The following is an 11,811-nucleotide window of genomic DNA, read 5'->3' on the forward strand; positions in this document are numbered from 1 at the left end:
TCATATAAAGATTTATGATTGAATTGCGGTATACTATCGCTCCAATTTTAAAAGAAAACGATTTCGCCACGCGACAATACTTTTATATATTTGGCATTTTATGGAGCCAATAAAAATAATCGAATGTCCAAGGGATGCCATGCAGGGAATCAAGCCCTTTATCCCGACGCAACGCAAGGCATCCTATATCCAATCCTTACTACGGGTCGGATTCGATACCATCGATTTCGGGAGTTTTGTATCCCCAAAAGCGATTCCGCAGATGAAGGATACCGCTGAATTACTCGCCAGCCTGGATTTATCACAAACCAAAAGCAAGCTGCTGGCCATTATAGCCAATACGCAGGGTGCGGCAACGGCCTCCGCATTTAACGAAATTCGCTACCTCGGTTTCCCGTTCTCCATTTCTGAAAATTTCCAGATGCGCAATACGCACAAAACGATAGCCGAATCGCTCGTTACGCTGCAGGAAATCCTTGATATAGCCCAAAAGACGGACAAAGAAGTGGTTGCCTACCTGTCCATGGGATTTGGAAATCCTTATGGTGACCCATGGAACGTCGACATTGTCGGGGAATGGACCGAAAAACTCGCTGCCATGGGCGTCCGGATCTTGTCGCTGTCCGATACCATCGGGAGTTCGACGCCTGAAATCATCGAGTACCTTTTCTCGAACCTGATTCCGAAATATCCGCAGGTGGAATTCGGCGCTCACCTGCACACCACGCCTGACAAATGGTTTGAGAAAACCGACGCGGCTTACAAAGCAGGTTGCCGCCGGTTTGATGGCGCCATCCAGGGATTTGGGGGTTGCCCAATGGCAAAAGACGACCTCACGGGAAATATGCCTACCGAAAAGCTGCTTTCGTATTTTACAACACAAAAAGCCAGTACAGGCACCAGTCCAATGTCTTTCGAAAGTGCCTACAACGAGGCTACCAGGCTATTCGGCGAGTTCCATTAATCTACGTTTCGCCACCATGCTTTTAAAGGTGTCAGGGTATCCAGGCACATTTTCTCACCGATCATCGGCGTCAGTAACGGCAGGTTTGCCGTTTTTGCGTCGGCCACTGCCAAATTAATCGGCTCATCCCACGCATGCAGCGCCAGCGCAAATTTGGCCCAGTGTACAGGCAGCAGTGCTTTGGCCTTAAGCGCTTGCGCTGCAAGAACGATCTCTCCGGGCATCAGGTGTATGTTCTTCCAGCTTTCATTGTATTGACCGCATTCGAGTATGGCCAGATCAAACGGCCCGAAATCGTCCCCGATTCCTGAAAAATGCGTGTCATAGCCGCTGTCGCCGCCCAGGAATATCCGGCGTTTCGGTGTCTGTAAGACAAATGCCATCCACAACGCCTGGTTCCGTTTGAAAAGCCTGCCCGCAAAATGCCGCCCGGGTACTGTGTGGACGGTAAAACCGTCAGGCAGCGCAACGGTTTCACTCCAGTCCTTTTCGATAATAATTTCCGGACGGAATCCCCAGTATTCAAGGTGCGCACCGGTACCGAGTCCGGTGATGATGGTTTTTATTTTTGGCTTCAGCCTCATCACCGTTTCGTAGTCAAGATGGTCCCAATGGTCGTGGGTGATGAAAAGATAGTCGATTTCCGGGAGATCGTCTGTCGTATAAACATCTGAGCCCCTGAAGCTGCGCGTCGTCGCCGGCACAGGAGAGGCTGCACCGCTGAAAACAGGGTCAACCAGGATTTTCCTTCCTTCGACCTGCATGAAATACGAAGAATGCCCGAACCATACCAGGACATTTTCGTCGGCCGCCAGCGCAAGTAAATCTGTTTTTTGCGAAGGGATGGCTGCTTTGGGTTTGTTGCGTCGGTCTTTTTCAAAAAGCACTTTCCGAAGTACCTTTAAGACCGTTTCCCCCTCGGCCAGGTCAGGCGTGTAGCTTAAATTCTGGAATCTCCCGTTGCGGTAATTTGGCGATTTCAGGATTTGTTCCAATCTTTTTCCCGACGGCAATTTTCCGAACTTCGGGTGTTTCAGGAAGAGGTAAACAGCGCTGACAAGGGCCAGCAGCACAAGGCCGGTAATTAGCATATTGAGGATTTTTGGCTAAATTAGGCAAAGTAACATTCATCAGAAATTTTTGACTTTATTTTCTGGGCTATTAGCCTGATGTTTCCCGTTTTTAAATTTTTTAATCGGTCAGGATTCACTATATTTGCACGCAATTTAACTACAACACAAATTGCAATGATCGCACACAACTCCAAGATCATCGGCGAAGGCCTCACATACGATGATGTCCTGCTGGTCCCCAATTATTCCAATGTGCTTCCCAGGGAAGTTTCAATCCAATCAAAATTTTCGAGGAATATTTCGCTGAACGTCCCGATCGTTTCCGCAGCAATGGATACCGTTACCGAAAGCGCTATGGCCATCGCTATGGCACAGGAAGGCGGCATTGGCGTACTGCACAAAAACATGACCATTGAGCAGCAGGCCGCCAAAGTCCGTAAAGTCAAGCGTGCCGAATCCGGTATGATTATCGATCCGGTGACGCTGCCGCTCACGTCAAAAGTTTCCGATGCGAAAAATGTGATGAAGGAATTCGGTATCGGAGGCATCCCCATTGTCGACGAAAACAAAATACTCAAAGGCATCGTGACCAACCGCGATCTGCGATTTGAGAAAAATAATGCCCGTCCCATCGTTGAAGTCATGACCAGTGAAAACCTGGTTACGGTAGCGGAAGGCACCTCACTTCAGGAAGCTGAGGTCATCCTGCAGGGACATAAGATCGAAAAGCTGCCTGTAATCAACAGCGCCAGCCAGCTAGTGGGCCTGATCACATTCCGTGATATTACCAAACTGACGCAAAAACCCATCGCGAATAAGGATGTGTACGGCAGGCTGCGGGTGGCTGCGGCCATCGGCGTGACACCCGACGCGGTCCTTAGGGCAGAGGCGCTGGTGAACGCCGGCGTTGACGCCATTATTATCGATACCGCGCACGGCCACACGGAAGGCGTGGTCAATGTACTGAAGGACGTAAAATCAAAATTCCCCAATATCGATGTCATCGTCGGAAACATCGCGACGCCCGAAGCGGCGAAATACCTTGTCGAGCATGGTGCGGATGGCGTGAAAGTAGGCATCGGGCCCGGATCTATCTGCACAACCCGTGTGGTGGCGGGGGTCGGGTTCCCACAGTTTTCAGCCGTACTTGAAGTGGCAGCCGCGATTAAAGGAACCGGCGTGCCGGTCATTGCTGACGGCGGAATCCGCTACACCGGGGACATTCCGAAAGCCATTGCCGCCGGAGCCGACTCGGTGATGATGGGTTCTCTGCTCGCCGGAACCAAAGAGTCACCGGGCGAAACCATTATTTTCGAAGGCAGGAAATTCAAGTCATACCGTGGCATGGGTTCGGTTGAAGCCATGCAGGAAGGTTCGAAAGACCGTTATTTTCAGGATGTCGAGGATGATATCAAGAAACTCGTGCCCGAAGGCATTGTGGGCCGCGTGCCGTATAAAGGCGAACTGAACGAAAGCATGCAGCAATTCATCGGCGGGCTGCGTGCCGGGATGGGCTATTGTGGCGCAAAAGACATCCCGACCTTACAGGAAAATGGCCGTTTTATCCGGATCACCTCAAGCGGTATTACCGAGAGCCATCCGCATAATGTTACGATTACAAAAGAAGCGCCGAATTATTCAAGGTAATTTTTCAGGAGCCAATCCCGCTCTCTGCTATATCTTTTTCCCGCTAAAGAAGCGGGAAAAAGGATGCTGCGGCGATCGGGGCTAACGGGTCAGGCTACAGTCTGGCGATCCGCTTCCGGTCACCTACGATCCAAAGAATGTCGTCTTTCTGGAGCACCAGTTGAGATTCCGGATTGAAGGTACGCTTGCCCTTACGCTCGAACCCCACAATCAATCCGTTGGTTTTCTCCCGCAACTGCGATTCCCGGATACTTTTCCCGATAAATTCCTCCTGATGCACTTCTATCTGGCGCAATACGATGTCGGGCTCAACTGATTTTTCTGGCGGCGCAATTTCATTCTCCGTAAGGAATTTCCTGAAATCCTTCACCTGCTGGTCGGTGCCAATGATGCAGATTTCATCGCCGGGAAACAGCCTCTCAGTACGACCGGGAATGTTTATCGTAATCTCGCCGCGCTTGATGAATGCGATGTTGATCCCGATATCCTCCCTGAGCTGCAATTCTTCGAGGGTTTTGCCTACGATATTCGATTCCTTTGCAATATTAAAAATAGCCATGTGTCCTTCCCACGGTGTAAGGTCGCTCCGCGTAAATTTGGCCCTGATGATTTCACGCGCATTGAGGTTTTTCATAAAATGATTCTCTATACGGTGGTACTGGGCGTTGAGCCTTTTCGGGAATATCGCGTACAACGCCAGGGCTGAAACAAACGCGATCATGGCCACTTCCGGAGAGAAGAAGTTGTTCAGCATAAAACCGATGTACACCAGCGTGAGTACGAAGCGCAACAGGATCATCATAATGATCGGGCCGCGATACCGTCGTTCCTGCATCAGGACGAGCACTTCGTCGACCTTGACGCGGCGCAATGCGAGCGCCCACAGGAATGGCGCGAGTACAACCAGCGTACCCAGGGCGACGAGGGCGTGACCGAACTGCGAATCTTTGGCCAACGGCAATACAAACTTGGCGGAAAGCAGGATACCGGCAACGATAATCACCGAGTGGATGACAACCTGTACCATGTAGGCTTTTAAAACCACCTGCCAGTTGCTCACTGATTTGATAGATTGCGCATTGGCGCTGTAACGTTCTATTTTTTTAGTCCATTTTCGTGGCAGCTTTTTCGCAAGTAAGTCTGCAAAGGCAGGCGCCGCACGGACCATAAATGGGGTCGTAAACGTAGTCACTGCTGAAACCGCGACAACAATCGGGTAGAGGAAATTGCTGGTGACGTTCAGCGTCATTCCCAGGGTCGCGATGATAAATGAGAATTCCCCGATTTGTGACAGGCTCATCCCGGTTTGTACGGATTGTTTCAGCGGCTGCCCGGATAAAAGCGAACCGGCCGTCGAACTCAGCGACTGGCCTAAAATGGTTACCAACGTCAGTATCATCACGGGCCCTGCATAGGCAACCAAAGTTTCGGGATTGATCAGCATGCCCACGGATACAAAGAACACCGCACCGAACAGATCCTTAACCGGCTTAACCAGGTGCTCAATGTGTTCTGCCTGGGTCGTTTCCGCAATCACTGAACCCATGATGAAAGCGCCTAAAGCCGGTGAAAACCCGACGCCATCCGCTAAAATGACCATCAGTAAGCACAAGGCAATAGACACAATCAGCAACATCTCGTCGCTCAGCAGGTTTTTGGCCTTTTTCAATAAAGTAGGTATGAAAAAAATGCCGCTGACGAACCAGATGGTCAGGAAAAACAGCAATTTTGCTACGGATTTGATCAGTTCCATGCCCGAAAATTGCTGGCTGACCGCGATGGTGGACAGCAATACCATCATCAGGATCGCGATGATGTCCTGTACGATGAGCGCCCCGACAACATTTCCGGCAAATTTCTGTGCTTTTACCCCGAGTTCATCGAAGGTTTTCAGGATAATCGTAGTGGAGGAAATGGACAGGATGACCCCGAGGAAAATACAATCCATCGTTTCCCAACCCATCAACTTCCCGACGCCGTAACCGATGATAAGCATCGAGACAATCTGCACGCTCGCTGTCACCGACGCTGTGCCGCCCACTTTCATGAGCTTCTTAAAACTGAATTCCAGTCCGAGGCTGAACAACAGAAAAATCACGCCAATCTGCGCCCAGACTTCCACGCTCTTGATGTCTTTCACCGACGGAAAAAAATCAAAGTGGTTGCCGGCCAGAAAACCCGCAATCAGGTACCCCAGTACCAGCGGCTGCTTGATCTTACGAAACAGGATGACCGCAACACCCGCAGTCATCAGGATCAGGCCGAGGTCGCTGATCAAGGGATAAAGGTGCGTGTTTGTAGCGGCTGCTATTATCATATCAAGACGTTTAAAATCAAATACCCAGGTAATTCGACGGACTGATTGCCAGCAATTCCTGCTTGACCGCGTCACTGACCTCCAGTGTTGCGATAAATTCATGAATGGCTTTTTTATCGATGGTCGTGTGGGTTCGGGTGAGGCCTTTCAAGGCTTCGTAAGGGTTCGGATAGCCTTCGCGACGTAAGATGGTCTGGATGGCTTCCGCGACGACGGCCCAGTTTTTTTCGAGGTCTTCTGCAAATTTATCGGCGTTGAGCAACAGTTTGTTAAGGCCTTTCATCGTGGCTTCAAACCCGATCAGCGTGTGTCCTATCGGCACGCCGATGTTTCTTAAAACGGTACTGTCGGTCAGGTCGCGCTGCAGCCTTGATACGGGAAGCTTGGCCGACAAATGCTCAAAAATAGCATTGGCAATGCCTAAATTCCCTTCGGAATTCTCAAAATCAATCGGGTTCACCTTATGCGGCATCGCCGAGGAACCGATTTCACCAGCCTTTATTTTCTGCTTGAAATAATCCATCGACACATAAGTCCAGATGTCGCGGTCGAGGTCAATCAGGATGGTATTGATTCTTTTCAAGGCATCGAAAAAAGCCGCGAAATGGTCGTAGTGCTCGATCTGAGTCGTAGGGAACGAATGCTGCAATCCGAGCGCGCCTTCCACAAACTGGTTCCCGAAATGTTTCCAGTCGATTGCCGGATATGCCACGTGGTGCGCGTTGAAGTTTCCTGTGGCACCGCCAAATTTGGCTGCAAACGGCACGTTGAACAGCAACCGCAATTGCTCCTCAAGCCTCTCGACAAAAACGCCAATTTCCTTACCCAGTCGGGTCGGGGAAGCCGGCTGCCCGTGCGTGCGTGCCAGCATGGCCACGTCTTTCCACTCGATGCTGAGCTCTTTTAACTTGTTGATAAGCCCAATCAGCGACTTGAGATACACTTCTTCGAATGCCTCTTTCGTCGAAAGCGGGATCGCCGTGTTATTGATGTCCTGTGAGGTGAGTCCGAAATGTATAAATTCCTTATATTTCGCCAAACCCAATCCATCAAATTTGTCCTTGATGAAATATTCGACCGCTTTCACATCGTGGTTCGTGGTCTTTTCGGTTTCCTTGATCCACAAGGCATCGTCGGTATTAAATTCGGTGTAAATGTCGCGAAGCTTGTCAAATACGCCTTTATCTACGCCCTCAAGTTGAGGCAAGGGGAGGTCGCAAAGCGCAATAAAGTATTCGATTTCGACCAGAACCCGATAACGGATCAGGGCTTCTTCGGAAAAATATCTGGACAAGGAAATCGTTTTGCTGCGGTATCTTCCATCGATTGGCGAAATGGCGTTTAGCGCGGTAAGGTCTTGCATTGTGTGTTGTTTTTGCGTTAAAAGCAAATATAACCCTTCGGTTTCAAACGCGAAAGGAATCGAAATCATTAAATGGTATTTTTTTGATAAAAATCAGAAGCTGCTTCCCGCTCTCCGCTGTATCTTTTTCTTTTTAAAGAAAAAAGAAAAAGGATGCCGCTGCGATCGGGGCTAGGGCATGTTTCTCAGGTTAACGTACAATTTTAGATTGCAGGATGGCCATCCCTTCCGAACCACCAAGCCCGATAATCTCCAAAGGGTTTCTCAGGTTGGGGATGTACGCCGGCTTCGGGTCGATATAATACAACGGGACGTGCCGTTGCGTAAAATCAATCAGTCCCGCTGCGGGGTACACCTGCAGCGACGTCCCGATTACGACGAAAATATCCGCTTCGGACGCGAGTCGTGCCGCTTCTTCCAGCGCCGGTACAGCCTCGCCGAACCACACGATGTGTGGCCGCAATTGATGACCGTTCTCGTCAAGGTGACTCAAATGCAGATCGTGTTCCCAGTGCAAAATATGGTTTTGATTCGCGGTACTGCGCACTTTAAACAATTCGCCGTGCAAATGCAGTACGTTCGAACTTCCGGCACGCTCATGAAGATTGTCCACATTCTGCGTGATGATATTGACCTCAAAATGACTTTCGAGTTCCGCTAAAATAAGGTGGCCCCTGTTGGGTTCGACTTCGTGCAATTGCCGCCTGCGCTGGTTGTAAAAATCAAGTACGAGTTTCGGGTTTTTCCTGAAACCTTCGGGAGTGGCCACTTCCATGACGTCATGGCCTTCCCACAATCCATCGCTGTCGCGGAACGTTTTGATCCCGCTTTCGGCACTGATTCCGGCACCACTCAATACCACCAGTTTTTTCTTTTCCATATCAAGAATCTAAGCTTTATAAAACTACGCTTTTTATTACTTTTGGCAAAAAATAGTTATGGCCGACCTCGCTTATCTGGAGTATCTGGAAGGATTCCTGACCGACAACCGCAAGGAAAAGTTCCTCAAGATCCTCGCTAACCGTACGAACCATTTTACGATTGCGATCGAAGATGTGTACCAACTGCACAACACCAGCGCCGTGATGCGGAGCTGTGAGGTTTTCGGGATTCAGAACCTGCATGTCATTGAAGAAAAGTATGGCAAGCGTGTCGATAAGCAGATTGCACTGGGCGCACAAAAATGGGTTGACATCAGCCGGCATGAAAGCGTGGGGGAGTGCCTCGCTAAAGTCAAATCGCAGGGCTATAAAATCATTGCCACCACGCCACACGAGGACGATTGCCTGATGGATGATTTTGACATTACGCAGAAAAGCGCGCTGTTTTTCGGTACGGAAATCCACGGACTTTCAGAAGAAGTGTTGCGCCAGGCAGACGGATTCCTGAAAATCCCTATGGTTGGATTTACTGAAAGCCTGAATATATCTGTATCTGCGGCGATCATTATCCAGAACATCACGGAAAGGCTCCGCAAGTCAACTGTGGACTGGCAGCTTTCTGCGGAAGAGTTGCTGGAAAAGCGCATCGACTGGTCACGCAACTCCATCAAGGATATTAAAAGGATTGAGGCACGCTATTTCGGGAGCCTTGATCAAGGCTAAACGTCAGCACCGTAAGTCGTGCAAAAGGGGCGTTACTTTTTCTTCAGGATCTTATATTCTTCATAACACGCACTGATGGCGTCCATGATCTGCAGGTCATTTGCGGTCTTAATGAACTGCTCCGAGTAATTGCAGCGCGACATAATCTCGCCGATTTCTTCTTTGGTTACGCCAAGCAGTACGGCAATCATTTCGCGATCGAATTTCTCCTCAAGTGCATTCCGCACCGCATCGTCTTTCTTCATTTCCTTGAGTCGCCGCAGCTCTGTCGGCTTTTTTCCGAAGAAATTGTAAAGCATGTCTGCCGGATTGAATATGGAACCCAGTACCCGCCCAAAAGCATTGGGAGAATACGCATCGCCCGCTTCATAACCTGCCGGAAGGCCTGAAATGCTGTAGCGGTAATTTTCTTTTATCGGAATCAGTTTGGCATCGATTTCAAGGTAGCCCGTAAGGTTGTATGGGCGCACGATGACTTCTTCGAGTGCATAGGCTTTCTCTGTCAGGTGGATCGTTGTGGTCTTGTTTTTGATCCAGTCGTTGGTTACGCGCACCTTAATCGATTTGTAACCGAGGAATGAAATGTGCAGCGTATCGCTGGCGGTGACTGCGATCTGGAAATTTCCCTTATCATCCGAGACCGTTCCCCTGACCTTGTTGATGTTGATGATGTTGACATTGGGCATGGGAAGCAGTGTGTTGTCGTTAATAACGGTACCGCTGACGACCTGCCCCTCCTGTTTTTCCTGTGCGGAAACAACAGCGGAAAAGAGCATAAAAAAGAAAACTGCAAAATATCTCATACCGGTTTTAAGCGGTTTAAAAGTAATAAAACTCCTAAGATATTTTGCAGTCTCCATATAAATTATGGCAAAATTAACACAATGGCTTAGCCTTTGCGCGGACGCTTCGGCCTCGACTGGTCGCTGAAGCTTTCAGAACGCCTTGGCGCCCTTTCCGAGGTGAATTTCCCCTCGCGTCTTGGCGTCTCCGGACGGCTGAACCTGGTTTCGCTGCTGCCGGCCCTTTCTGACGAGAATCGTGACGGTTTGTCGCTTTTGAAACCGCCGCCAAAGCTCTTGCTGCCGCGATCACCGCCGAAACTTCTTCCGCCGCGTTCTGCGCCGAATCCGCCGCTTCTTCCGTTGTGGTCCCTGCGTCCGCCGCCGTCATTTTTGGAAATTTCGACATTGATTCGTCGTCCGCCCAGCGTTACGTTATTGAGGATTTCCATTACCTTGTCGGTGTGTTCCGGATCGGTGTTAAAGAAAGAAAATCCTTCCTTGACGTCCACTTTATATACATCGTCGCGGCCCAGATCCAATGTCTCCTTAAGGAAATCCTTCAACTGCATCCAGTCGAAATCATCCCTGGAACCGATATTTACGAAATAACGCACGGCGCCGCCCGAGTTTTCACGCGGTTCACGATCGTCACGTTTTCCGGCAGACTGCGCTGAAAGGTCGCGCGTCTTCTTATAGTAATTGATAAATCGGTTGAATTCGACCGACACCATTTTCTTGATCAGCTCTTCTTTAGAAAGGCCTTCCAATACGTTGTTGATGGCCGGAAGGTAGTTGTCAATCTCGTGGTCCACTTCGGTATCCTTAATCTTGTTGGCCAGGTGCAACAGCTGGATTTCACAGATTTCAATTCCCGATGGGATTGTCTTCTCCTCAAATTTCTGCTTGATGATTTTTTCAATGGCAGAAATCTTGCGCAATTCACTTTTCGTTACAATGACTATCGAGGTGCCTAATTTCCCTGCACGTCCTGTACGGCCCGAACGGTGGTTGTAGGTTTCGATTTCGTCAGGAAGCTGGTAATTTACCACGTGCGTCACATTGTCTACGTCGATACCACGCGCGGCAACATCCGTCGCTACGAGCATCTGGATTTGCCTACCACGGAATGACTTCATTACCGAGTCACGCTGGGCCTGAGACAAATCGCCGTGTAATGCGGCTGCGTTGTAACCGTCCTCGATTAATTTCTCTGCCACCTGCTGCGTGTCCCTTTTGGTGCGACAGAAAACCACGGAAAAGATATCCGGATTGGCATCGGCCAGGCGTTTCAAGGCTTCGTAACGGTCACGCGCGTTGACGAGGTAAAACTCGTGCGATACTGTAGCGGAACCTGAATTCTTCGTCCCGACAGTAATTTCAATCGGATTTTCCATGAATTTCTTGGCGATGCGCGCCACTTCGGCAGGCATGGTCGCTGAGAAAAGCCAGGTGCTTTTTTCGTCAGGCGTGTCGGATAATATGGAAACGATGTCTTCATAGAAGCCCATATTGAGCATTTCGTCCGCTTCGTCCAAAACGCAGTAATCAATTTGGGTAATGTTGACCAATCCGCGGTTGATCATGTCCTGCATCCTTCCCGGAGTCGCGACGATAATCTGCGCGCCGCGCTTGATTTCGCGCGCCTGTTCCGTAATGCTGGCACCGCCGTAGATGGCTACGACATTGATTCCTTTTTCGTACTTCGAGTAATTCTTGATCTCGTTAGTGATCTGCAAACAAAGTTCGCGGGTAGGTGATAAGATTAACGCCTGTGTATTTCTGTTGTCAGCGTCGATCTTGTGGATCAGTGGAAAGCCAAAAGCTGCGGTTTTCCCTGTCCCTGTCTGGGCTAACGCAACTAAATCAGTGTCTTGTTCCAATAGCATTGGAATCGCTTTTTCCTGCACTTCGGTCGGATTCTCAAATCCCAGATCGATAATCGCACGGTTCAGCGACTCTTTCAATCCTAATTGTTCAAATTTATTCATAAGGTATTTTAAAATATTTTGCAAAAGTAGTGCTAATATTCCGCAATAACTAATGGCTGGTAGTTTATTG

At 49.5% G+C, this 11,811-nt stretch carries 9 protein-coding genes; 3 read left to right on the forward strand and 6 right to left on the reverse strand.

Features of this window, described 5'->3' with window-relative positions; translation table 11 throughout:
- The first annotated feature begins 100 nt into the window (after positions 1–100).
- The gene (locus HYN48_RS09280; RefSeq protein ID WP_108370944.1) at positions 101–964 is read left to right on the forward strand and encodes a hydroxymethylglutaryl-CoA lyase; all 864 of its coding nucleotides are present in this window, start codon (positions 101–103) and stop codon (positions 962–964) included.
- Here HYN48_RS09280 and HYN48_RS09285 read toward each other — a convergent pair.
- Positions 961–2,055, reverse strand: coding sequence for an MBL fold metallo-hydrolase (locus HYN48_RS09285; protein ID WP_108370946.1), 1,095 nt, complete (start codon positions 2,053–2,055; stop codon positions 961–963). The genes HYN48_RS09280 and HYN48_RS09285 overlap by 4 nt on opposite strands.
- 156 nt (positions 2,056–2,211) lie before the next feature.
- On the opposite strand from HYN48_RS09285, the gene guaB reads away from it, so the two are divergent.
- Entirely contained in the window at positions 2,212–3,684 is a 1,473-nt protein-coding gene (gene guaB, locus HYN48_RS09290) for an IMP dehydrogenase (protein ID WP_108370948.1), read from the forward strand.
- A gap of 94 nt (positions 3,685–3,778) precedes the next feature.
- Here the strand turns inward: guaB and HYN48_RS09295 are convergent, their stop codons facing one another.
- From HYN48_RS09295 to HYN48_RS09305, 3 genes are all read right to left on the reverse strand, one after another.
- Positions 3,779–6,001, reverse strand: coding sequence for a cation:proton antiporter domain-containing protein (locus tag HYN48_RS09295; RefSeq protein WP_108370950.1), 2,223 nt, complete (start codon positions 5,999–6,001; stop codon positions 3,779–3,781).
- Between the two features lie 16 nt (positions 6,002–6,017).
- Positions 6,018–7,364, reverse strand: coding sequence for an adenylosuccinate lyase (gene purB, locus HYN48_RS09300; protein WP_108373520.1), 1,347 nt, complete (start codon positions 7,362–7,364; stop codon positions 6,018–6,020).
- A 190-nt stretch (positions 7,365–7,554) separates the two neighbouring features.
- The gene (locus tag HYN48_RS09305; RefSeq protein WP_108370952.1) at positions 7,555–8,244 is read right to left on the reverse strand and encodes an SIR2 family NAD-dependent protein deacylase; all 690 of its coding nucleotides are present in this window, start codon (positions 8,242–8,244) and stop codon (positions 7,555–7,557) included.
- 58 nt (positions 8,245–8,302) lie between these two features.
- Here HYN48_RS09305 and HYN48_RS09310 point away from each other — a divergent pair, with 58 nt between their 5' ends.
- A complete protein-coding gene (locus HYN48_RS09310; RefSeq protein WP_108370954.1) occupies positions 8,303–8,968 on the forward strand; it encodes a TrmH family RNA methyltransferase in 666 nt (221 codons plus the stop codon).
- Positions 8,969–9,000: 32 nt separating this feature from the next.
- On the opposite strand, the gene HYN48_RS09315 is transcribed toward HYN48_RS09310, so the two are convergent.
- Together HYN48_RS09315 and HYN48_RS09320 are read right to left on the reverse strand one after the other, a co-directional pair.
- Positions 9,001–9,771, reverse strand: a complete 771-nt coding sequence (locus HYN48_RS09315) for a carboxypeptidase-like regulatory domain-containing protein (protein ID WP_108373522.1) — start codon at positions 9,769–9,771, stop codon at positions 9,001–9,003.
- 86 nt (positions 9,772–9,857) lie between these two features.
- Positions 9,858–11,741, reverse strand: coding sequence for a DEAD/DEAH box helicase (locus HYN48_RS09320; RefSeq protein WP_108370957.1), 1,884 nt, complete (start codon positions 11,739–11,741; stop codon positions 9,858–9,860).
- Positions 11,742–11,811 lie beyond the last annotated feature (70 nt).

It is taken from the genome of Flavobacterium magnum, from assembly GCF_003055625.1.
GTDB classification, from domain to species: Bacteria; Bacteroidota; Bacteroidia; order Flavobacteriales; family Flavobacteriaceae; genus Flavobacterium; species Flavobacterium magnum.

What these genes read in the sequence shown, in the direction of transcription:
- HYN48_RS09280 (WP_108370944.1), top strand. Translation starts at nt 101, where the DNA reads ATGGAGCCAATAAAAATAATCGAATGTCCAAGGGATGCCATGCAGGGA.
- HYN48_RS09285 (WP_108370946.1), bottom strand. Translation starts at nt 2,055, where the DNA reads ATGCTAATTACCGGCCTTGTGCTGCTGGCCCTTGTCAGCGCTGTTTAC.
- guaB (WP_108370948.1), top strand. Translation starts at nt 2,212, where the DNA reads ATGATCGCACACAACTCCAAGATCATCGGCGAAGGCCTCACATACGAT.
- HYN48_RS09295 (WP_108370950.1), bottom strand. Translation starts at nt 6,001, where the DNA reads ATGATAATAGCAGCCGCTACAAACACGCACCTTTATCCCTTGATCAGC.
- purB (WP_108373520.1), bottom strand. Translation starts at nt 7,364, where the DNA reads ATGCAAGACCTTACCGCGCTAAACGCCATTTCGCCAATCGATGGAAGA.
- HYN48_RS09305 (WP_108370952.1), bottom strand. Translation starts at nt 8,244, where the DNA reads ATGGAAAAGAAAAAACTGGTGGTATTGAGTGGTGCCGGAATCAGTGCC.
- HYN48_RS09310 (WP_108370954.1), top strand. Translation starts at nt 8,303, where the DNA reads ATGGCCGACCTCGCTTATCTGGAGTATCTGGAAGGATTCCTGACCGAC.
- HYN48_RS09315 (WP_108373522.1), bottom strand. Translation starts at nt 9,771, where the DNA reads ATGAGATATTTTGCAGTTTTCTTTTTTATGCTCTTTTCCGCTGTTGTT.
- HYN48_RS09320 (WP_108370957.1), bottom strand. Translation starts at nt 11,741, where the DNA reads ATGAATAAATTTGAACAATTAGGATTGAAAGAGTCGCTGAACCGTGCG.